This window comes from Sporolactobacillus inulinus, assembly GCF_006539285.1.
Classification (GTDB): domain Bacteria; phylum Bacillota; class Bacilli; order Bacillales; family Sporolactobacillaceae; genus Sporolactobacillus; species Sporolactobacillus inulinus.
On sequence record NZ_BJMS01000013.1, the window covers coordinates 19,535 to 41,432 of the forward strand.

Below are 21,898 nucleotides of genomic sequence, written 5' to 3' on the forward strand. Positions count from 1 at the left end.
GGCTGTTTGGTTGAGGCATCTATTGTATCGCACAGAAGGCTATTTAAGAGCGGAGATCATTGGCGCTGAGCCAGAACGGTTCATTCGAATCGCCTTGCGTGAACAAATACGTATCTGGAATATTATGCGCACAAATGAGACAACCCTAACATGTTCCATTGCGCTCACCGATTCGAATGCGTTAAGAATGATGCTGAAAGAGTCAAAATGTCGCATTCGTATTCTCGAGAAAAATGGGCTTCCCTTTTACTTGAGAAAATTAAAATTGCGACTGGGAATTACGGCCGGACTGCTTTTTTTTATGCTGCTTCTCCTGATTCTTTCCAACATGGTCTGGTCGGTTCGAATTGATGGTGCCGATCCGAAATTAACGGATCAAATTCGCAACATTCTAAGGCAGAATCATTTATACGAAGGCTCGCTTGATTTATTTGTTCCAGATACAAGCCAGCTTGAAAATGCGCTGTCAACAAAATTGACCAAGGTCACATGGATCGGCGTCTCAAGAAAGGGTACCACTTATCGGATTAATGTCGTTGAAAAAAAGTATCCAAACCCTAAAGAGGTGAGCGGACCGAGGAATTTAGTTGCGGCGAAGCAGGCGGTTGTCCAGCGTTTATACGTTGAAAACGGACAACCCTTAGTGGAGAGTGACCAGTTCGTCAAAGCCGGACAGGTATTGGTCAGCGGTAAAATAGGTAGCGACGAGTCATTCAAGTTTGTCTCATCAAGAGGCAAAGTGATTGGCGAGACTTGGTATCGCTCAGAAGCGCAAATCCCAATGACGAATCACTACACGTTTTATACGGGAAAGGACTATAATCGTTATCAGCTGAAACTATGGAACATGACTGTTTCATTATGGGGCTTTAAAAAGCAGCCGTTCAAAGCATACGATTTGGAAACGGTTCGCAAACCGATCCGTTTTTTGATTTGGCGTACACCATTTGTTTTGCTCAAACAACAATACAGACAAACAAAACAAGTAACGCGACAATTGACCGTTGCGCAAGCGACCCGTGACGTCATCGAATCATTGGAGAAGAAATTGTTGGATCACTTACCTGAGGATGCCAAAATTCTTAATACTGATATTGATGATAAAAAAATTGTGAGGGGGCAATTGTACTTGCGCACGCATCAGGTTGTCCATGAGAATATTGCGGTCCCAAAAGCAATCAATGTCGAGAAGGAAAAAAAGAAAATGAAGAAAAAGCCGCAATAGATCTGCTGCATTTCGTTACAGACAGTGCACGTACTTCCATTTACAGACGCTCCATCATAGCGCTGAACTTGTGCTGCAGACGTTGTAAAAAGCAAGGAATAAAATCAAAATTGGAATCTAAGCAACAACATATGGTAGAATAATGGAAACGCAACCGATTTTCAAGGAGGACATATAGAGCTTGCCAGAACGCCATTTATATAAAATTACATTAGAATTTGAAAATGGAAACGAAGCGCTGATGCTTTTCGGACCAGGTGATGCGCATCTGAAGATCATTGAGCAGTCGCTAGGTTTGTCCATTGTTACCCGGGGCGGCTCCGTTAGCGTCTCAACAGAAAACGAGGAGGATGCGCGAAAAGTCGAGCAGGTCCTTAATGCACTCCTTCGTTTAATAAGAAAGGGTATCTCTATTTCCGAACGGGATGCTGTATATGCCTTGAAGATGGCGGACAATGGTCAGCTTGATGCCTTCAGCAACCTCTACGGCGATGAAATCGCGACAAACAGCAAAGGCAGGCCCATCCGTGTCAAGACTTTGGGCCAGAAACGTTACGTTCAAGCAATTCGCAAACATGATATGGTGTTTGCCATTGGTCCTGCTGGGACCGGCAAAACCTATCTCGCTGTCGTTATGGCCGTTACAGCGATGAAGGCAGGTCAGATTAAGCGGTTGATCTTAACGCGTCCAGCAGTCGAAGCGGGCGAAAGTCTTGGCTTTCTACCGGGCGATTTAAAGGAAAAAGTCGACCCCTATTTGCGTCCGCTTTATGATGCTTTGAACGACGTGCTTGGCGCGGAACATACGCTTCGTCTCATCGAGCGGGGAACGATTGAAATTGCTCCTCTTGCTTATATGCGGGGGCGGACCTTGGAGGATGCCTACGTGATCTTAGACGAAGCGCAGAATACAACGCAGGAACAAATGAAAATGTTCTTAACTCGTTTGGGTTTTGGTTCAAAAATGATTATTACCGGTGATGTCACGCAGGTCGATCTTCCGAAGGGCAAAAAGTCCGGACTTAAAACAGCAAAGGAACTTCTGGAACATGTGGCCGGTATTTCCTTTGTTCATTTGGATCGAACCGATGTCGTGCGTCACCCGCTTGTTCAAAAGATTATCGAAGCCTATGGGGACTGATCAGTTTTACTCTTTTTAGAGAGATCAGCTAGGCTTTTCGGTTAGGAACAAACCCGAAATGGAGACAAGCTGCGGGGGCATATTCATGACACTATCCATTCCACTTAAACAAAAGATAAAGAAATTCGCATTGACCTATTTAACGGACTGGGGCATTGTCCTGATTGTCGGTCTTATTTTGTACGGACTGATGATTGGCAGTGTTCTGCCCAAAAATACAAATGTGAAGCTTCATGAAATCGCTACGGTTGATTTACAATCGCCGATTGACACAGTCGATACCGAAGCGACTTCGGCCAAGAAGCAGGAAGCAATCGGCTCAACGCCTTCTGCCTACGCTTATAATAAGAATCTTGGCATGATTCAGGTTGAAAAGGTCGGCGATCTCTTTGATACCATATCCGCTGTGAAAAAAGAAAATAAGATTAGTTCCGATTCTGCGCAGCAGGATATAGATGCAGCCATTGCAAGTGTCAAGAGCCGCTTGGCGGACTCTTCCGACGCGCATCTTTCCAATACAACGCTTATTTCATTGATCACCGCTTCCGGTAATGATTTGCAAATAGCTGAGGATATTGCAAGCACAAGCATCTATGAGGCGATGAATGACAAAGTCGGCTGGAATGATTTGGAGCGTGTCCAGAATAAAGCGGCTGCCTCGCTTCCATCTTCTGTGCTTAATGATGAGACCAGACGTGCGCTAAATGAAATTTTGGATGCTTATATTACGGCTAATTATTCGTTTGACGCGAATGCAACCAAGCAAAATAAACAAGAAGCAGCACGCAATGTCGATAATGTTGTGATTCATCAAGGAGAAGTTCTTGTAAAAAAAGGGGAACTGGTCACCAATGATATGATTCGACAGTTAAAATTAGTCGGATTAATTGACGACCACTTTAATATTATTCCTTTTGTCGGTCTGCTTTTGTTTACCGGATTCATTACGTTTGCGTTTTGGTTTGAATACAAGCGTTTTAAAGAGAAACATCCGACTTATTCCATTAAGTTCATTTATATTTATGCCATAATTTTCGCAGGCGCGGCAGCTATTTTGAAGTTATGCAGCTATCTTCGATTGACTGAGCTTTCAGGCATTGGTTTTCTGATTCCACTGGCGATGGCCTCACTGATCATTCGCATTTTGCTTAGCGAAAGGATCGCGATTGTATCCGGTATCCTGCTCGCTATTGTTGGCAGCGTCATTTTCGGGATCAGTACAAAAGCAGCTATTTTTGATGCGCCAATGGGGATCTATTTGTTTTTCTCTTCGCTTACCGGGGCTTTAGTACTCAAAAAACGACAGGCACGTCCGAAAATGATTCGAAACGGTGGGCTGATTGCCCTAGTAAACGTGCTCGTTGTCTTGGCGCTGCTGATGTTTCAAAATACACCGTTTACTCCGGTCGGTACCGGACTCAGTCTCGGTTTCGCCGCATTGTCGGGGTTTCTTTCCGTTATATTAACCAATGGCCTGATGCCACTGTTTGAAACAGGTTTCGCCATTTTATCACCAATCAGGCTGATTGAACTATCGAATCCGAATCATCCGCTGTTACGGAAAATTCTGATTGAAGCTCCAGGAACCTACCACCATAGTGTCATGGTGGCTAATCTTGCGGAACGCGCCTGTGAGGTCATCGGTGCAAACGGATTGCTTGCTCGAGTGGCTGCTTACTATCATGATGTGGGGAAGACGAAGCGTCCGAAGTTTTTTGTAGAGAATCAATTGAACGGTGTAAACCCTCATGATAAAATCTCCCCCCAGCTAAGCCGAACGATTATTGTCTCACACCCGTATGACGGAGCCGACATTCTTCGCCACTATCGGATGCCGAAAGAAATTATTGATATTGCAGAGCAGCATCATGGAACCACGCTGCTTAAATATTTTTACGTGAAAGCTCAGGAGCTTAGCGAAACGCCGATTGACGAAAGTGAATTCCGTTATCCGGGACCCAAAGTACAAACCAAAGAAGCGGCGGTTGTGGAACTGGCTGACAGTATCGAAGCTGCGGTTCGCGCCATGAAAAAACCGAATCCTGTGAAAGTGAATAACCTCGTCAAGAGTATTTTTAACGCGCGCTTGAGCGATGGTCAGTTTGATGAATGCTCGATCACACTGAAAGAATTAAAAAGTGTGGAGAAATCGATTGATGAAACGCTTCGCGGCGTTTATCATTCACGTATTGAATATCCAAAAGACCTCAAAATGAAAAAGGTGAATCCTAAATGACAATGACAATTGATATGCATGACGAAACTGGCGAGATTAACGAGTCGATTCAGAAAAGCGTCATCAAATTGGTTGACTTTGCAGCAGATCAATCGTTGCATCTGGAAGGAGAAATTGAATGTTCCATCACTTTTGTGGATAATGAGCGGATTCAAGTGATTAACCGTGACTACCGCGGAATTGATCGACCAACCGACGTCATCTCCTTTGCGCTTGAAGAAATGGAGGAAGGCGAAGTACCAATTCTTCCTGAAGCAGGGGAACCGCGCGTGCTTGGAGATATTATTATCTCTGTTGAACGTACGCATGAGCAGGCTGCCGAATACAACCACTCATTTGAACGTGAGCTCGGCTTTTTGGTGATTCATGGTTTGCTGCATCTGCTTGGCTATGATCACCAGACTAAGGAACAAGAGCAAGAAATGTTCGGTCTTCAGGAAAAGATTCTTTCCTCGTTCGGGCTTAGCAGGGATTAAGCGATGAATGGCCGTCATTTAAGGGTACATAAGCGTCTTGTTCAAAGTTTCAAGGATGCAAACAGCGGTCTTCTGCTTGCACTGGCGCAGGAGCGGAACATTAAACTTCAACTGAGTGCAGCAGTACTCGTCCTCTGTTTTTCATGGTCTATTCACGTTTCGCTCACCTATCTTGTTGTTATTTTCGTGTTAATTGGCGGCGTGATTAGTCTTGAGTTAATCAATACAGCCATTGAACGGCTGGTCGACTTAGTAACCAAAGAAAACCATCCGATGGCTAAAGCAGCAAAAGATACTGCAGCGGCTGCCGTTTGGTGGTTCTCGGTAATGGCTGCCGTTATTTTTATTGTCATTGTATTTGCAACACTGTTTCATTGAAAGGGAGGGACTGATCCGATGAATGATCAAAAATTGATTGAATGCGCGCGGCAGGCGATGAAGATGGCCTATGTACCTTATTCACATTTTCAAGTAGGTGCCGCCCTGCTAACGAAATCGGGAAAGGTTTTTACAGGCTGCAACATAGAAAATGCGGCCTATTCGGTTTGCAATTGTGCCGAACGGACGGCACTATTTAAGGCTTTCTCCGAAGGGGAGCATGATTATGAAGCGTTAGCGGTTATTGCGGACAGCAGACGTCCTGTACCTCCTTGCGGTGCATGCAGACAGGTTCTGAGCGAGCTCTGTCCAAGCGATATGCGTGTTATTCTTGCAAATACGAAGGGAATTACTGAAGTGACCACGGTTGCAAAACTGCTGCCTGGGGCGTTTGAATCGGAGGATATGTAATGACAAAATCATTTAAATCGGGCTTTGCTGCTATTGTTGGCCGACCAAATGTGGGAAAATCAACGTTGCTTAACCGAGTACTCGGTCAAAAAATTGCCATCATGAGCGACAAGGCACAGACGACACGCAATAAAATCCATGGAATTTATACCACTGATTCAGAACAAGTGGTTTTTATCGATACACCGGGGATACATAAGCCGAAGCATAAGCTGGGTCAAGTGATGACTTCGCTCGCCTTAGCGACACTCAACGAAGTTGATCTTGTTCTTTTTCTGATTGATGCCGAGCAAGGCTACGGACGCGGCGATCAATTTATCATCGACTTTTTGAAAAAGACGACCGTACCTGTTTTTCTAATCGTGAATAAGATCGATAAAGTTCATCCTGATGCTTTGCTGCCGTTGATTGACCGTTATCGCAGTCTCTATTCCTTTAAAGAGATCATTCCGATTTCAGCGCTCCAAGGACAGAATGTAACGACACTCATGGACCAGATTGGCCAGGTACTTCCTGAAGGACCGAAATATTATCCGGAAGACCAAATTACCGATCATCCGGAACGCTTTGTTGTGGCGGAACTCATCCGAGAGAAAATATTGCATCTGACTCGTGATGAAGTTCCTCATGCGATTGCTGTAATAATTGACAAAATGAAAGAAGATGATGAGCGGCAGTTGACCGAAATTCAAGCAACCATTATGGTTGAACGCAGCTCACAAAAGGGCATTATTATCGGTAGATCAGGAAGCATGCTGAAGAAAATCGGAACACTTGCCCGAAAGGAAATTGAGGCCTTGATTGGCTCGCGCGTGTTTCTTGAACTTTGGGTTAAGGTCGACAAGAACTGGCGCGATAAAGAAGAAGAACTAAAGAATTTTGGTTATACCATTCAGGACGATTAAATCTTATGCCTACCTGAGAGAACAAATTGACAATCATTTCTTCACATGTTTCTTCATTTTTCGCAGACTCTATAGACGAGGAGAATGAATGGGAAGGATGAAAAAATATGTTGGATCTCACTTGGAAGCTCTTTATGTTAACGGGCAAAATTGGCCCCTACCTTTTGCTGAAAGAAATTGAAGAAAAAGAAGAGGAACAAATTCAGCAGAACAGCGAGATGATTGAACTAAAAGAACACACCGGTGCGTAATCGGCAGTGATTCGAAAGGCGGGTGATCGTGATGATGGTGAAAGCAGAAGGCATTATCATTCGGACAACCGACTATGGAGAAACAAATAAAATCGTGACTTTGTATACTAAAGAATTTGGCAAAATCGGGCTAATGGCGAGAGGAGCCAAAAAACCAAAAAGCGAACTATCCGCGATCAGCCATGTATTGTTTTACGGCCTCTGTCTGTTTCGTAAAGGCAGAGGCCTTGGTGTGTTGTACCAGGCCGAAAGCTTGAATCCGTTCCGAAGTATCCTTGAAAACATTGAAATTACTGGATACGCTGCTTTAATTGTTGAACTTACCGATCGATTGACGGAAGACGGTCTTCCGTCTCAGGCGATTTACCATTTGCTTAAAGATACACTGCTGCTCATGGAAAAGGGAAAGGATCCTGCGGTAATGTCAGCTATTTTTGCAATGAAAATGCTGCCACAAGCAGGTATCGATCCAGAATTAACACATTGTGTTCGTTGCGGCAAACAGAAAGGCCGTTACCGCTTTTCGATTGTCGAAGGCGGTTATTTGTGCGACGAATGCGCGCCGACTGATCGATATGCGATTGAAATGAGCGGCGCGGTGCAGAAGCTGTTGCCCATTATGCGGCTTGTTCCGCTCGAGCGGCTGGGAAAAGTATCTTTAAAAGCAAAAACTATTGGAATGATTGAAACAATAATATATGCTTATTATGAGCAGAATGCGGGCATCAAACTGCGTTCAAGAAAATTTATCGAGCAATTGTCCAAATTCCGAACACGCGATCCGTGAGTCGTAATTCGGACAATGGTTCGAAGAGTTTTAATGGGGGGAACCGATTTGGAGCTGAATGATCGCCAGCATAAAATTATTGAAATCGTTAGAGAACAAGCGCCAATTACCGGAGAACAAATCGCTGAGCACTTAAATGTAACCCGTGCGACACTGCGGCCGGATCTATCCATTTTGACCATGTCCGGTTTTCTGGAAGCACGTCCAAGAGTGGGTTACTTCTACACAGGACAAACCTCGGAAACGCTTCTGTATGAAGAAATCAGAAAATTGACCGTGGGCGACTTTCAATCATTGCCTATTGTGATCTCAGAGGCAGCTTCCGCTTATCAAGCGGTCTGCGAAATGTTTGTTGAAGATGTCGGCTCATTATTTGTTATTGATGAAGAGGGGTTGCTTACCGGGGTTTTATCGCGTAAAGATCTGTTACGTACTGCAATCGGATCACAGGATATGAATCAGGTACCGGTCAGTGTAATTATGTCGCGCATGCCTAATATCGCTTATTGCAGACAAAATGATACCGTTGTTGATGTTGCAGATTTGTTGATCACTAAGGAAGTCGATTCGGTTCCGGTCGTTCATACAAAAGGGAATGGTTTTGAAGTCGTTGGGCGAATGACGAAGACAAACATAACGAAAGCATTCGTTTCCCTCGGCAAACGAAAATAATCAACCATTATGGGCAAACAAAATCATTAATACTGTCTTAATTTGCAAAATTAGTTTATAATAAATATTTGTGTTCACTGCATCATTCGACAAAAAATGACAATATTAAAAAAATAAAAACATAAACTTACATGCAGGATTTTTTATGGGGAGTAGAGAACCCTTAACTATGAAGAGAAAAAATACCTTATTTGTCGATGCAGATGCTTGCCCTGTGAAAGAGGAGACCCTGGTTATTGCGCGCTCTTATGATTTTGAACCGGTTTTCGTCGCCTCCTATGCCAGCTATTCAGCGGATCGTGAAGGAAAATGGGTTTTTGTCGACCAGCAAAAAGAAGCGGCAGATCTGTACATTGTGAATCACACGCATCCCTGCGACATTGTCGTCACTCAAGATATTGGACTAGCAGGGCTACTCACAAATCGTCACGTTTACGTCTTGACGATTCGCGGTCAGATTGTCAGTGAACAGAATGTCGACGTGTTGCTTAGTCGTCGTTATCAGACCTATCGTGCCTTAAATGCCGGCGAACGCATCAAAGGCCCAAAGCCGTTTACCCGTCAGGATCGGAAAAACTTTTCTGATGCTTTGATAAATTTGTTATGCCAGTTCGATCATTAGGATATAAATAAGAAGAATACTGGTGGTGCATGGCTATTTGCAACTTCAGGATCAAGTTATTGAAGAAATAAGGAAGTCCCTAGATATTGTTGATGTAATCGGCAACTATGTGCAATTAAAAAAGCAGGGCAAAAATTATATTGGTTTGTGTCCGTTTCACTCAGAACGTACGCCGTCTTTTTCAGTATCCCCGGATAAGCAGTTGTATCACTGTTTTGGCTGCGGCGCGGGCGGCAATTTATTTACTTTTATGATGGAGATCGAAGGAATGACTTTCTCGGAAGCCGCCCAATCTCTGGCAGACCGTGCCCATATTGATTTAGGGCCTTCTGTTTCTAAAAAGAATGCGTTCCGCAATCCCAACGATCAGAAGAAAAAACAAACCATTGAGGGATTGGAATTATTAACAAAATTTTATCATTATTTGCTGACAACTGCAAAGTATGGTTCCCCCGGCATGCGCTATCTTGAAGAACGTGAATTTAATCAAGAAATGATTGAACGCTTTCGAATCGGATACGCTGTTGACCGTTGGGATGCGGTCACACATTTGCTGCAAAAACGAAACATGAATCTGCAGTATATGTCAGACGCAGGGATCATTGCACAACGCGGTTTTGACAATAAGTATTTTGATCGGTTTAGAAACCGAATCATTTTTCCTATTTTTAATATGCGCGGTCAACCGGTTGCCTTTGGTGGGCGAACGTTAGGCGATGCCAAGCCGAAGTATCTGAATTCGCCGGAGTCGGATGTTTTTCATAAAGGCAACATTCTCTATGGGTTTCACTTGGCACGTCCAGAAATTCGCAAAAGGAGCCAAGCGGTGCTGCTTGAAGGTTATGTTGATGTGGTGCGTGCGCATCAAGCTGGAGTAACCTGCAGCGTTGCTTCAATGGGGACCTCACTGACGGAGGCGCAAGCGGCCGCATTAAAGCGGATCGCCGATACAATTATTATTTGTTATGACTCAGATACGGCTGGAATTGAAGCGAGTTTCAGGGCGGCTGAAATGCTTCAAGGTGACGGTAAGGTCATCAAGATTGCAAAAATGCCGGAAGGACTCGACCCCGATGACTACATTCGCAAGTTTGGCGGTGATCGATTTAAGAGTGATGTAATAGGGGCTAGTCAAACACTGATGACGTTCAAGATGAATTATCTCCGCAGAAAAAGGAATCTGAGTGATGAAGGAGATCGGCTCCTCTACATTGAAGATGTATTGAGAGAACTGACTACCCAAAGGCGGGCAGTTGAACGGGATCACTATCTTAGATTGCTCTCGGAGGAATTTTCAATTTCCATGGACTCCTTGAGAAAGCAGCTGCAGCAAATGACGGTTAAGGTGCAAAGACGCGACAAGAAGAGAATGCGTGTTGCACCCCTTGTCTCAAGCAATCGTATTCCTCCTGCATACGAAATGGCAGAGCGACGACTGCTCGCAAGAATGATGAGAAGCAGAGAGGTTTCCGATCGTGTGAGAGACTCATTGGGTGGTTCGTTTACCAGTGAGATCCATCAGGCATTAGCCGCCTATCTTTATGCATACTATGAACAAGGAAATCCACCAGATGAAGGACTTTTTCTTCAGAAACTTGACGACCCGGCGTTGCAGCGCAAAGTGACGGAATTATCATTAATGCCGATGAGCGACCAGGTGGATGAGCAGGAAATTGGCGATTGTATCAATCAAGTCATCAAACACGCAAAAGCGTCGCTAATTGCGGAAATGGAGCGCCAGCGAAAAGAATCCGAGCAAAGCGGTAATTACGAGCAGGCTGCGCGGCTTTTATCCGAGATAATCGACGCGAAGAAAAAGCTGAGTCAGGTTCAGGCTGAGCATGATTAGTTATTAGAAGGAGGGGGTCAAATGGCTGGAAAAGTCAGCAAGACGGATCAGGAAGTAACGGTAGAACAAGAAAAAGAACATTTGCTCGAACTCGGGAAAAAACGGGGTTCGCTCACCTACCAAGAAATTTCAAACCGGCTTGCACCATTTGATCAGGAAACGGAACAGATGGATGAATTCTACGAAACGCTTGCCGATCAAGGTGTAAACGTTACGGATGAATCCGAAAGACCAGATTCCGATGATAAACATAAAGAAGAGGAATTCGATCTTAACGATTTAAGCGTTCCTCCGGGTGTCAAAATTAATGATCCTGTTCGCATGTATCTAAAAGAAATCGGGCGAGTAGATCTCCTGTCGGCAGACGAGGAAATCTCACTGGCGAAACGAATTAATGATGGCGATGAAAGTGCAAAGCGGAGACTCGCTGAAGCAAACCTCCGTCTTGTCGTCAGCATTGCAAAACGTTATGTCGGACGCGGCATGTTGTTCCTTGATTTAATACAAGAAGGAAATATGGGTCTTATGAAGACCGTTGAAAAGTTTGACTACACCAAAGGGTTTAAGTTTAGTACGTATGCAACATGGTGGATTCGTCAGGCAATTACCCGAGCAATTGCCGATCAAGCACGTACGATCCGTATCCCGGTTCACATGGTTGAAACGATCAACAAACTGATTCGTGTGCAGCGTCAGCAGCTTCAAGATCTTGGTCGCGAACCAACACCGGAAGAAATTGGTAAAGAAATGGAACTGCCACCGGAAAAAGTTCGGGAAATCTTGAAAATTGCGCAAGAGCCTGTTTCTCTTGAAACACCAATTGGTGAAGAAGATGATTCGCATCTTGGTGACTTTATTGAAGATCAGGATGCAAAAGCACCTTCTGATGCAGCAGCCTATGAATTATTAAAGGAACAGCTTGAAGATGTTCTTGATACACTAACAGATCGCGAAGAGAATGTTCTGCGTTTGCGTTTCGGTCTTGATGACGGGAGAACGCGGACATTGGAAGAAGTCGGCAAAGTATTTGGTGTGACGCGCGAACGCATCCGCCAAATTGAAGCTAAAGCATTGCGGAAACTTCGTCATCCAAGCAGAAGCAAACAACTAAAGGATTTTCTCGACTAAGCCTTTCACGGCCGCTCCCAATGGGGAGCTTTTTTTTTGCCGAAGTCTCTGCGTTTCGGCTAGTGTTCGATTACTGTATATTTTAATTAGATTGTGTGCCGGATGCAAATCGAAACATGGACAAAAAAGTAAGGTAAAGGAAGAGAATATACCTTATTTCTCTATTCTAATCGATGTTGTAAACGTTATCAATTGGTATTTTGAAAATTTAACTGTTTTGGGATATGGATTCGTTTGTGATACCATAACAGTGGCAAATCGAAAGTTTGAACTAAGGACTGTGAGTATGGAAAAAATACATTTATCTCCTCGATTGGATTGCGTGCTTCATTTTGTTCCTAGAGTTGAATGCTTGGCGGACATTGGTTCGGATCATGCCCATCTGCCTTGCCGGGCGGTACAAATTGGCAGAGTTGATTCAGCGATCGCGGGAGAGGTGCGGCCAGGTCCGTTGTATCAATCCACAGTAAATGTTGCAAAACAAGGTCTTCAAGACCGAATTGATGTGAGGCTTGGTGACGGACTTGATGTGCTTCGAGAGCAAGGAGAAGCGAGCGCAATCTCCATTGCCGGTATGGGCGGCGAATTGATAGCCGATATATTGGAACGCGGCAAGAAAAAAATCGGTAAGAAAACGGTACTTATCTTGCAACCGAATAGTCGCGAACCACGTGTCAGGCGTTGGCTTGATCATAATGGCTGGATTATTTCTGATGAAGCAATTGTCAATGAAGGGCATCATGTCTATGAAGTGATTCGGGCGTGTCAAGGCTATAAACCGAAATCATTATCAGAGCTGGAACTGATGATGGGTCCGGTGCTCTCATCGAAACAAGAGCGATTATTCATTAAAAAATGGAAAAATAGAGAACGCAGACTTAGCAGCATCCTAAAGGCACTCCGGAATACAAAGCAATCCGATGAGGTACTGAAAAAAATAGAAGAAAGTCAAAAAGAACTGCACTTGATTCACTCCTATTTCGAAAACAAATGAGCGCAGGAAGAAAGGAAGCGAACGGTTTGGTAAATTGGATTTCCGGCGAACGTTTAATTCAACGATTTGAAGAATGGGCACCGAAAAAGCTTGCTTATGAAAAGGATAAGATAGGTCTTCTCGTCGGAACGTTGCATAAAGAGGTGAAACGTGTGATGGTTACCTTGGATGTGCTCGAAAATGTTGCCGATGAAGCAGCAGATAAGCAGGTTGATTTAATCATTGCTCACCATCCATTGATCTTTCGCCCGCTTAAAAACGTGCGCTCTGATGAAGGACAAGGGAAGATTGTTACAAAATGTATTAAAAATGACATCGCTGTTTATGCTGCGCATACAAATCTTGATCTTGCTGATGGCGGTGTCAATGATATGCTTGCCGCACAACTTGGGTTGAAGCATGCGCAAATTTTGCAGCCCACTTACCATGAACCGTTGTATCAGCTTGTCGTTTATGTACCGCAAAGTCATGCGGAAAACGTTCGCCATGTGATCGGAGATGCAGGCGTGGGTTCGATCGGAAACTACAGTCATTGCAGTTTCTCTTCTTCAGGAACCGGTTCTTTTCTCCCGCATTCGGGTGCCCATCCATATCTCGGTTCTGTAGGGAAGGTGGAGCAAATGGATGAACAGCGGATTGAGGCCATTGTTCCCGAACATTTGCTGCGTAAAGTAGTCGCCAGAATGGTTAAGGCACATCCCTATGAGGAGCCTGCCTATCAGGTGATCCCGATTCAAAATGAGGGGAAAGCTTATGGCCTCGGCAGAATTGGAAAACTTCAGGAAGCAATGCCTTTTGAACGCTATTGCCGTCTTGTCAAGGAGCAACTAGGGATTGACGGACTGCGCGCGGTTGGTGCGGCAGATGCGATGATTCGCACTGTGGCGGTGTCAGGAGGCGATGGAAACAGCTTGATTCCCTATGCAAAGTATAGGGGAGCAGATGTGCTGATTAGCGGCGATATTTATTATCACACGGCTCATGATGCATTATTGTGCGGACTTCATGTCATTGATGCGGGTCACTATATCGAGCGTGTGATGAAGATCGGTGTGCAGCAATATTTAAGTCGTGTGATTGAGGAAGAGCGGTTTGACACAGAGGTAGTGATTTCAGAATCGGTAACCAATCCGTTTCGATTTATTGTTTAATTAGGAAAGCGAATGGCAGAAGCTATATAAGTAAGCCCTCTCAGATAAAGAAATGAGAGGGCTTACTGCAGAACGGTGCTCGCTTGATCAAAGCCGTGCTGATGCAATGATCACATGTCTATAGCGGCGATCCTGATCAGTCACTGTTCGGCGCCTTTTTCCCCGTGAGAAATAATTCAGCTTGACTGATCGGGATTGAGTGCATGGCGGGTCGACCCGGCGCTTCTAGGTAGACGAGAGTAAGCCGGCCGCCATGATTTTTCTTATCATTAGTGATTTGACGGTAAACGTCGGCAGTGCTCATCAGCGATGATTTTAGCGGGAGTCCCGTTTGTTGGAGCCGCTGAACCAAGCCATCCAAAGTGCCGTGTTTTGTCAAACCGTAATTAGCGAAGCACTGGGTTATTTGAACCATTCCAATGCTGATTGCTTCACCATGAGCTAACGCTCCCTCGGAAAGCAGTTCAATTGCATGACCGATGGTGTGTCCAAAGTTCAGGATCTGCCTGAGTCCAGATTCTTTTTCATCCTTGCAGACGATCTTTGTTTTATAGGCAATGCTTTGATGGATGAGCGGTTCCGCCTGTGTGACAATGTCTTCCGGACGGTGCACCTCACCCGTCATCTGCCAAAATGCTCCACCTTCTAATGCGGACATTTTGACAATCTCGGCATAACCTTCACAGATATAACGCTGTGGTAGTGTTTGCAGCGTATCAGGGTCAATGAAAACTGCATCCGGCTGGTGAAACGTTCCAACAATATTCTTCGCAGTATCTAAGTTGATCGCCGTTTTTCCACCAACGCTGCTGTCCACTTGTGCTAACAGCGAAGTAGGAACTTGAATGTAAGCAATACCGCGCATATAGGTTGAGGCGATGAATCCGGCGAGATCACCGACAACGCCGCCGCCAAGTGCAAGCACACCATCTGATCGTGTGAACTGATTGTTTGTCAGCGATCGGTATAACTGCACCGCGGTTTCCCAACTTTTGGACGATTCTCCAGAAGGTACTTGAAAAGTAGCGGTGCGAAATCCGGCTGCCTCCAATTGCCGAACGATGCGTTCCTGATACAGAGGCGCAACATGGTGGTCACTGACCACGGCTATTTTACGCGGCGACCAGATCCCGGTGAGCAGTGACCCCAGTTGTTGGAGAACTCCGCGTTCAATGAAAATGGGGTACTTCTTATGCGGCAGTGCAACAAAGCGTTTCACATTCAATCCTCCCACGTTGCCATACATTGACGAAGTGCGGCCACGCGCTTCGTCATGGTCAGATACGTATCGGGCTTGAGCGCTTGCGGACCATCGGACATTGCCTTTTCAGGATGATCATGAATTTCAACGATCATACCGCTGGCGCCGGCCGCAGTACCTGCATACGCGGCGGGCGCAACCAAATCCCAAGCGCCAACGGCATGACTTGGATCAACAATGACCGGATAATGCGTCAGCTTTTGCAAAACTGGGACAGCTGCTACATCAAACGTATTTCTCGTGTACTGATGATCAAAAGTCCGGATGCCGCGTTCAATCAAAATAATGTTGGTATTGCCTCCGCTGGCGATATACTCGGATGCATTTAGCAGATCGTCAATGGAAGCGGACATCCCACGTTTCAGAGCAACGGGAATGCGGGTTTTGCCCACGGCCTTTAGCAAAGAAAAGTTTTGCATATTCCGTGCACCGATTTGCATCACATCCGTGTATTCTGCGACGAGCGGCACATGGGATTCATCCATAACTTCGGTAATGACATCCATTCCATTTTCATCCGCAGCTTTGCGTAAGTAGCGCAAGCCTTCCTCACCAAGACCTTGGAAGGAGTAGGGTGAGGTTCGTGGTTTAAATGCGCCGCCGCGCAGAATGGATGCGCCGCCTTGGTGGGCAACCTCAGCCATACGGCGAATATGATCTTCCGACTCAACGGAACATGGGCCGGCCATGATTGTAAAGGTCTTGGCGCCAATTTCCGAATGCGGCAGCTTAATCACGCTGTCTTCAGGATGAAAACGGCGGCTTGCTTGAACATAAGACGGCGTTTCCGCAATGATTTGATCAATGGCCTCGGCTTCTTGATCCGAAAAAGGGTAGTGATCAAGTCCGACAACCGCCATGCGCAAACCGAAAATAAATACTTGCTTGTGCAACTGGTTGAATTTTGTTTGAAAAGCGTGCTTAATTTCCGGTGTCACGGTTTGTTTAAACGTAATAATCATTTCATTTACCTCACTTCATAGGATTTTAACGATGTTTCCATTGATCGCTCCAGCTTCAGTTGGATGGAGCTGGAGAACTGATAAGCTGCAAGTAGTGATTGGCAATCTCTTTTTTGGTAAATCCGTAATGATTCAGCAGTTCAGCAGCAGAACCGCTGGCGCCAAAGGTGTCTACACCAAGCCGGATGCCCTCTGTTCCTACATAGCGTTCCCAACCGAGCGTTGCTCCCATTTCGATTGACATTCGGCGACGGACACAGGACGGGAGCACCGATTCACGGTAAGGCTTACTTTGTTGTTCGAAACGATCAAAGCAAGGCAAGGAGACGACAGAAACGTCATGCCCTGACTGCTTCAAAAGCTGCTGAGCTGCAATGGCGAGCTGGACTTCCGAGCCGGTCGCAATCAAGATCCCTTCAGGCATTGCACCCGTTTGTGGCGAAAGCACGTAGCCGCCGCGGCGGACCCCTTCACGCGCGCATTCTGCCGAGAATTGTAAAACCGGCAATTTCTGGCGAGACAGCACTAAGACTGTGGGTTGATGGAACGAATCCATAGCCGTTTCCCAGGCGGCAACGGTCTCGTTTGCATCTGCAGGGCGAATCAGTGAAATTCCCGGCATTGCTCGCAAACTCATGAGTTGTTCGACCGGTTGATGGGTTGGACCGTCTTCGCCAACGGCAATGGAATCATGCGTGAAGACATAGATTACCGGAAGCTTTTGCAAAGCAGCAAGCCGAATTGCTGGGCGCATGTAGTCGGAGAAGACAAGAAAGGTTCCTCCAAATACTCTGCTGCCACCGTGAAGCACGATGCCGTTTAGTAGTGCTCCTTCAGCGAATTCACGAACACCGAAAGCGATGTTTCTACCGTTTCGATCGGCAGCACTGAATAAATTGCTGTTTTCGATATCCGTTTTGTTTGAACTGGCCAAGTCTGCAGAACCGCCCCATAGATAAGGAACTTTGGCAGCAAACATTTGGATCATACGTTGACTCACTTCGCGGCCCGATGCCTCGATTCCAACGGCATATTGTGGTAGAAACGTCCCCCAAGCGATGGACGGCGTGTTGCTGAGCGATTGTTTTAATTGTTTGGCTTGTTCAGGATAATCGATCGACCATTGATCGATACGGCGGTTCCATTCGGCTTCAGCGAGCTTGCCGCGCCGCGCAACACAATCCGCAAATCGCTCATAGACCTGTTTGGGAATAGTGAATTCCGGGGAATGCCAATTGAGTCTGCTGCACAACGAAGCGATTCCGTCGGCACCAAGCGGCATACCATGAACACGATTCGTTCCTTGTCCGGGCGCGCCAAACCCGATTATGGTGCGCACCTCGATCAAGGTTGGGCGCATGTTCTGCTCTTTTGCCCGACAAATTGCAGCATCAATTTCAGCTAAATCATTTCCATCCTCTACGCGTTCATAGTGCCAACCATAGCTTTTGAAGCGTTTCTGAACGTCATCCGAATAAGCGCGCTTTGTTTCACCGTCGAGCGAGACCTGATTCGAATCGTACAGGACAGTCAATTTGCTCAGTTTCAAGTGCCCGGCAAGACTAGCTGCTTCGTGAGAGACGCCTTCCATTAGATCGCCGTCTCCACACAGCGCGAAGGTGCGATGATTGATCACTTCCGTTTGCTTCGCACGATACATAGAAGAAAGGTGTGCTTCAGCCATTGCCATACCGACGGCCATTGCTAAGCCTTGCCCAAGCGGGCCGGTTGTTGCTTCGACGCCGCATGTTGTTCCGTATTCAGGATGGCCCGGCGTTTTACTGGTCAACTTACGAAACTGTTTTAAATCATCGATCGTCAGATTAAATCCTGACAAGTGAAGCAGACTGTACAGCAGGGATGATCCGTGCCCTGCCGACAAAACAAATCGATCGCGATCAAACCATTTTGAGTCCTCCGGGTTCAACCGCAAATGATTGCGCCACAAAACATAAGCCATTGGGGCAGCTCCAAGCGCCAATCCCGGGTGCCCTGAACCCGCTTGCTCAATGCACGCGCAGCTCAGCATTCGTACCGCATTTACACATAATTGATCAATAGGATCATTGTTCATCATTGCTTCACTCCTTCCTGTTCTTTTTTTACTGAGTTTTGATAACTGAAAAAAATCCCGCGGGTTACGTAAACCGCGGGATTTTTCTCCGGATCATTTCACCGGATAAAGGAAAAAGCCGCACAGTTTATTGACCTTATATCGGACAACATCGATGCGGCTTGTTTTTTATGATGCATGAAAAACAACTTTGGCCAGCACAGATGCAAACGGAAGTGTGTTTGCATCTGCAAGATTCGCGGATACAAACACTAATGAAACCAGCCAAAGTAATAGTATCGATTGATTTGGAAACAACCTTTATGTTTTATCATCATCATTTGAAAAACTCCTAAACCAGTTGGTGACAAATACAATAACAAGTTACAATCTGAATGTCAAGACAAATTTGAAAAAAGCAACGAATCATTTAAGCCAATGTCCGATCACCATACGTTGCTGCAACGGATTTTTTTACATGGATTGACAGCGTTCAGATTGCATGCTACGCTCTCGATAATAAACAGAAAAGAAGGAAAATGATGAACACTGTTCGATTAAAAAATCTAACGATTGGCTGCGGGCGACAGAAAATCTGTGTTCCAATCACCGCCACCACAGCAGAACAAGCGGTAAACGCGGCAAAACGGATCCTTGCGGGGCCGGTTGATTTTATCGAGTGGCGCATTGACTCTATGAGAAGCAGTTCTTGGACGGCGATCATCGATACTGCAGATCAGCTTAATGCCGTTCTGGGTCAAACTCCGCTCCTCGCGACGTTCAGAAGCGTAAATGAAGGGGGAAAACAATCGATCAGCGAAGAGGACTATTTCCATCTGTACGAAGCATTGGCAATGCAGAAACTGGCGGACGCATTTGATTTGGAATTATCCCGTTCAGACGATATGCGGACGCGTTTAGTGAAACGATTACATGAACTGGGGAGAATGGTTGTCTTTAGCGCGCACTACTTCTCGTGCACGCCAGCTGAATCTAAGATCATTTCGATCTTAAAGAAAATGGAAGCTGAACACGCGGATATTGCAAAAATTGCGGTGATGCCGAACGCCCAAGCAGATGTGCTGCGTCTGATGCATGCAACGTTAAAAGCGAGTCAAGCAATGACGGTTCCGATTGTCACCATGTCCATGGGACGTTTAGGAAAACTGTCGAGAATCAGCGGTGCGCTTACCGGGTCTGCAGTTACGTTCGGGAGCGTTGACCAGGCCTCTGCACCAGGTCAGATTGAAGTAAACTTTTTGAAACAAATACTGAACGAATTGGCTGTAAATGAAGTGGATAGCGATCAATCAATACGTAAGTTCTAAATCTCATGAGCCGCGCGGGTTATTTTCAAACAGAGCAAAGCACTACGTCTTTTCATCCATCGATCGTAGCAATTAGTGAAACTGCGCTGATGTGCGTATTGAGAAACAAATACGTTCATACGGATTGTCTTCTATGAAAAGAAAGACCCGTATGAACGTATTTTTGGAGTAAATGAGATGCATGGCGTTAGCTTTTTCTTGCTTTTACTTTAACCTTAGGCAATATGTTTTTACTCTTTGCCGCTTGGCTTTCGGTAGACCACGTTTCCGGGTTTTCCGGATCATATTGATCGAGGAAGAGCGTTACTTCCTTGGTTAATTGAGTGGGCGTCGAGGCACCGGCAGTAACGGCAACCTTTTGCACGCCGTTCAGCCATTCAAGCTTCAGTTCAGACAGATCAGCAATCCGGTAGGAGCGGGTTTTTGCAATCTCTTTAGATACTTGAGCAAGACGATTGGAATTATTGCTACGCGGGTCACCGACGACGATAAGCAGATCGGCATCTTTTGCCTGCGTTGCCACCGCTTCCTGACGTGTCTGCGTTGCTCGGCAGATTTCGTTACAATTCTCCGCTTGCGGGTATTTGGCTTTGATTTCATTCATCAGATCCATGACATCCCATTGACTCATGGTCGTTTGATTGGTGATCAGGATCTTGTCCGTATTAAAATGAAGCTGATCAATGTCCGCAACGGTTTCAACAAGATGAACACGATCAGGGGCGACACCGATGGCTCCCTCAGGCTCCGGGTGCCCTTTTTTGCCAATATAGATCACATGGTAGCCCTCTTTTATCTTTTCATTGATCAGGGTATGTGTCTTGGTTACATCAGGGCATGTCGCGTCAATGACCGTCAATCTCTTAGCTTCTGCCGTCTTGCGTACGTCCGGTGAAACGCCATGTGCGGTAAAGATTACGGTACCGTGATCGACTTCGTCAAGCAGTTCGATTCTTTTTTTGCCCCGTACATCAAGGGTGATGATGCCGTCTTCCTTCAGAGCTTCGGTGACGTGATGGTTGTGAACGATCATGCCGAGTATATAAATGGGTCTTGGCAGACTTGGATCCATAGCTGCCTTTCTGGCAATGACCAAGGCGTCAACCACACCATAACAATAGCCTCGCGGTGAGACCTTGATTACGTTCATGTTAATCTCCCCGTTCTGCAGTAGCTGCAATAAATAAGTCAATTCATTAAATTATTATAAATGAGCCGGCTTGGGAACACAATGGATGCGCAAGCGTTAAATATACATACGGGGAACAGAAGGTTTGGTCGGTACCACTTCACTATTCAGTAACGACGCTTTATAATGCTTTTTACGTTTTGCTTTTAAGGGCTTTTTGTTCTTGGCGATTCCTTTTTTCTTTTGTTCGTTCGTTTGATCGTCATCTGCTTCATCGGTTTTATCAACCGTTTCTTTCCTTGAGTTACGCTCACTCTCTTTGCGATTGCCAGCAGCCTCTTCATTGTGGTCGGGCGTGTCATCACTGCTGTTTTCCTCTTTATCGGTTTTATCACTGTCCCCTTGAATGCCCTTCATCGCACTGATAATTGCCGGAGCATTTTTAATTAACGGTCCAAATTGTTGAATCATTGGCAGAACGGTTTGTGCGGTCTGAATTGCTTTTTGAGCGTTGACCAAAATACCGCCTAAATTCAAGCCACTAGTCGCACCACCATTTGTATGCGGCGCTCCTGCTGAGAGCAGTGATGTGAGTAACGCACCAATCCCGCCGTTTCCGCTTTGTGGCGGCGGAGTCGTTTGCGTCGGCATTTGCGGCGCTTGCGATTGACGAACAGGAAAGATCGGTGGGAATCCAAACCCGCGGGCAGGCTCTGCAGGGGGTTCACTGGGCGGCTGCATCGTCCAGAAAAATGGATCCTGAGGACCACGCTCGAACGGCGGCATAATGGTTCGCTCCTTTCTTTACCCCATGACAAATAAAGGTTTTTGACCATTACCCCTGCTTCTTGAATAACGGCAGGGGCAATCGGTAACGGGGACATTTGCTGATAGTTAGTTTATGTCATAACGGCATATCGGTGACAATTGCTGAAGATT

Annotated in this window: 21 protein-coding genes; 16 read left to right on the forward strand and 5 right to left on the reverse strand. The window is 45.8% G+C overall.

Going from position 1 to position 21,898, the window contains the following annotated elements:
- The first annotated feature begins 10 nt into the window (after positions 1-10).
- From yqfD to SIN01_RS02995, 15 genes are all read left to right on the forward strand, one after another.
- Positions 11-1,225 (forward strand): sporulation protein YqfD, encoded by a 1,215-nt coding sequence (gene yqfD / locus SIN01_RS02925; protein WP_047035212.1) that lies wholly within the window; start codon positions 11-13, stop codon positions 1,223-1,225.
- A 241-nt stretch (positions 1,226-1,466) separates the two neighbouring features.
- Entirely contained in the window at positions 1,467-2,366 is a 900-nt protein-coding gene (locus tag SIN01_RS02930; protein ID WP_047035218.1) for a PhoH family protein, read from the forward strand.
- An 85-nt stretch (positions 2,367-2,451) separates the two neighbouring features.
- Positions 2,452-4,602 (forward strand): HD family phosphohydrolase, encoded by a 2,151-nt coding sequence (locus tag SIN01_RS02935; RefSeq protein ID WP_010026192.1) that lies wholly within the window; start codon positions 2,452-2,454, stop codon positions 4,600-4,602.
- Positions 4,599-5,078, forward strand: coding sequence for an rRNA maturation RNase YbeY (gene ybeY / locus SIN01_RS02940; protein WP_010026193.1), 480 nt, complete (start codon positions 4,599-4,601; stop codon positions 5,076-5,078). The genes SIN01_RS02935 and ybeY overlap by 4 nt, the downstream gene beginning before the upstream one ends.
- Before the next feature lie 3 nt (positions 5,079-5,081).
- A complete protein-coding gene (locus tag SIN01_RS02945) occupies positions 5,082-5,456 on the forward strand; it encodes a diacylglycerol kinase family protein (protein WP_010026194.1) in 375 nt (124 codons plus the stop codon).
- 18 nt (positions 5,457-5,474) lie between these two features.
- Positions 5,475-5,867 (forward strand): cytidine deaminase, encoded by a 393-nt coding sequence (locus SIN01_RS02950; protein ID WP_010026196.1) that lies wholly within the window; start codon positions 5,475-5,477, stop codon positions 5,865-5,867.
- Positions 5,867-6,772, forward strand: coding sequence for a GTPase Era (gene era, locus SIN01_RS02955; protein WP_010026197.1), 906 nt, complete (start codon positions 5,867-5,869; stop codon positions 6,770-6,772). Before SIN01_RS02950 ends, era begins: the two co-directional genes overlap by 1 nt.
- 107 nt (positions 6,773-6,879) lie before the next feature.
- Positions 6,880-7,023 (forward strand): YqzL family protein, encoded by a 144-nt coding sequence (locus SIN01_RS02960; RefSeq protein ID WP_010026198.1) that lies wholly within the window; start codon positions 6,880-6,882, stop codon positions 7,021-7,023.
- Between the two features lie 31 nt (positions 7,024-7,054).
- On the forward strand, positions 7,055-7,810 hold the full coding sequence (gene recO / locus SIN01_RS02965) for a DNA repair protein RecO (protein ID WP_237760162.1): 756 nt from the start codon (positions 7,055-7,057) through the stop codon (positions 7,808-7,810).
- 33 nt (positions 7,811-7,843) lie between these two features.
- A complete protein-coding gene (ccpN, locus tag SIN01_RS02970) occupies positions 7,844-8,482 on the forward strand; it encodes a transcriptional regulator CcpN (protein ID WP_141305937.1) in 639 nt (212 codons plus the stop codon).
- A gap of 169 nt (positions 8,483-8,651) precedes the next feature.
- On the forward strand, positions 8,652-9,104 hold the full coding sequence (locus SIN01_RS02975) for a YaiI/YqxD family protein (protein WP_010025855.1): 453 nt from the start codon (positions 8,652-8,654) through the stop codon (positions 9,102-9,104).
- A gap of 25 nt (positions 9,105-9,129) precedes the next feature.
- The gene (gene dnaG, locus SIN01_RS02980; RefSeq protein ID WP_010025856.1) at positions 9,130-10,953 is read left to right on the forward strand and encodes a DNA primase; all 1,824 of its coding nucleotides are present in this window, start codon (positions 9,130-9,132) and stop codon (positions 10,951-10,953) included.
- A 21-nt stretch (positions 10,954-10,974) separates the two neighbouring features.
- On the forward strand, positions 10,975-12,081 hold the full coding sequence (rpoD, locus tag SIN01_RS02985) for an RNA polymerase sigma factor RpoD (RefSeq protein ID WP_141305935.1): 1,107 nt from the start codon (positions 10,975-10,977) through the stop codon (positions 12,079-12,081).
- 286 nt (positions 12,082-12,367) lie between these two features.
- Positions 12,368-13,075 carry a tRNA (adenine(22)-N(1))-methyltransferase gene (locus SIN01_RS02990; protein WP_029548229.1) on the forward strand — a complete coding sequence of 236 codons (708 nt, stop codon included), beginning with the start codon at positions 12,368-12,370 and terminating at the stop codon, positions 13,073-13,075.
- Between the two features lie 26 nt (positions 13,076-13,101).
- On the forward strand, positions 13,102-14,226 hold the full coding sequence (locus tag SIN01_RS02995; RefSeq protein ID WP_010025859.1) for a Nif3-like dinuclear metal center hexameric protein: 1,125 nt from the start codon (positions 13,102-13,104) through the stop codon (positions 14,224-14,226).
- Positions 14,227-14,362: 136 nt separating this feature from the next.
- On the opposite strand, the gene aroB is transcribed toward SIN01_RS02995, so the two are convergent.
- The 3 genes from aroB to tkt are packed head-to-tail and all read right to left on the reverse strand — an operon-like array spanning position 14,363 to position 18,523.
- The gene (aroB, locus tag SIN01_RS03000) at positions 14,363-15,445 is read right to left on the reverse strand and encodes a 3-dehydroquinate synthase (protein WP_029548230.1); all 1,083 of its coding nucleotides are present in this window, start codon (positions 15,443-15,445) and stop codon (positions 14,363-14,365) included.
- Between the two features lie 2 nt (positions 15,446-15,447).
- Complete coding sequence (gene aroF / locus SIN01_RS03005; protein ID WP_010025862.1) at positions 15,448-16,449, reverse strand: 3-deoxy-7-phosphoheptulonate synthase; 1,002 nt, start codon at positions 16,447-16,449, stop codon at positions 15,448-15,450.
- Between the two features lie 55 nt (positions 16,450-16,504).
- Positions 16,505-18,523, reverse strand: coding sequence for a transketolase (tkt, locus tag SIN01_RS03010; RefSeq protein ID WP_010025863.1), 2,019 nt, complete (start codon positions 18,521-18,523; stop codon positions 16,505-16,507).
- A 518-nt stretch (positions 18,524-19,041) separates the two neighbouring features.
- On the opposite strand from tkt, the gene aroD reads away from it, so the two are divergent.
- The gene (gene aroD / locus SIN01_RS03015; RefSeq protein ID WP_047035216.1) at positions 19,042-19,830 is read left to right on the forward strand and encodes a type I 3-dehydroquinate dehydratase; all 789 of its coding nucleotides are present in this window, start codon (positions 19,042-19,044) and stop codon (positions 19,828-19,830) included.
- Positions 19,831-20,017: 187 nt separating this feature from the next.
- Here aroD and SIN01_RS03020 read toward each other — a convergent pair whose 3' ends face one another.
- Entirely contained in the window at positions 20,018-20,980 is a 963-nt protein-coding gene (locus tag SIN01_RS03020; protein ID WP_010025865.1) for a 4-hydroxy-3-methylbut-2-enyl diphosphate reductase, read from the reverse strand.
- Positions 20,981-21,076: 96 nt separating this feature from the next.
- Positions 21,077-21,745 (reverse strand): VrrA/YqfQ family protein, encoded by a 669-nt coding sequence (vrrA, locus tag SIN01_RS03025; protein ID WP_010025866.1) that lies wholly within the window; start codon positions 21,743-21,745, stop codon positions 21,077-21,079.
- Positions 21,746-21,898: the final 153 nt, after the last annotated feature.

Bases quoted from the DNA above. Each gene is read 5' to 3' on its own strand.
- SIN01_RS02930 (WP_047035218.1), top strand. From the start codon at position 1,467: ATGCTTTTCGGACCAGGTGATGCGCATCTGAAGATCATTGAGCAGTCG.
- SIN01_RS02935 (WP_010026192.1), top strand. From the start codon at position 2,452: ATGACACTATCCATTCCACTTAAACAAAAGATAAAGAAATTCGCATTG.
- ybeY (WP_010026193.1), top strand. From the start codon at position 4,599: ATGACAATGACAATTGATATGCATGACGAAACTGGCGAGATTAACGAG.
- SIN01_RS02945 (WP_010026194.1), top strand. From the start codon at position 5,082: ATGAATGGCCGTCATTTAAGGGTACATAAGCGTCTTGTTCAAAGTTTC.
- SIN01_RS02950 (WP_010026196.1), top strand. From the start codon at position 5,475: ATGAATGATCAAAAATTGATTGAATGCGCGCGGCAGGCGATGAAGATG.
- era (WP_010026197.1), top strand. From the start codon at position 5,867: ATGACAAAATCATTTAAATCGGGCTTTGCTGCTATTGTTGGCCGACCA.
- SIN01_RS02960 (WP_010026198.1), top strand. From the start codon at position 6,880: ATGTTGGATCTCACTTGGAAGCTCTTTATGTTAACGGGCAAAATTGGC.
- recO (WP_237760162.1), top strand. From the start codon at position 7,055: ATGATGGTGAAAGCAGAAGGCATTATCATTCGGACAACCGACTATGGA.
- ccpN (WP_141305937.1), top strand. From the start codon at position 7,844: ATGGGGGGAACCGATTTGGAGCTGAATGATCGCCAGCATAAAATTATT.
- SIN01_RS02975 (WP_010025855.1), top strand. From the start codon at position 8,652: ATGAAGAGAAAAAATACCTTATTTGTCGATGCAGATGCTTGCCCTGTG.
- rpoD (WP_141305935.1), top strand. From the start codon at position 10,975: ATGGCTGGAAAAGTCAGCAAGACGGATCAGGAAGTAACGGTAGAACAA.
- SIN01_RS02990 (WP_029548229.1), top strand. From the start codon at position 12,368: ATGGAAAAAATACATTTATCTCCTCGATTGGATTGCGTGCTTCATTTT.
- aroF (WP_010025862.1), bottom strand. From the start codon at position 16,449: ATGATTATTACGTTTAAACAAACCGTGACACCGGAAATTAAGCACGCT.
- tkt (WP_010025863.1), bottom strand. From the start codon at position 18,523: ATGAACAATGATCCTATTGATCAATTATGTGTAAATGCGGTACGAATG.
- aroD (WP_047035216.1), top strand. From the start codon at position 19,042: ATGATGAACACTGTTCGATTAAAAAATCTAACGATTGGCTGCGGGCGA.
- SIN01_RS03020 (WP_010025865.1), bottom strand. From the start codon at position 20,980: ATGAACGTAATCAAGGTCTCACCGCGAGGCTATTGTTATGGTGTGGTT.
- vrrA (WP_010025866.1), bottom strand. From the start codon at position 21,745: ATGCCGCCGTTCGAGCGTGGTCCTCAGGATCCATTTTTCTGGACGATG.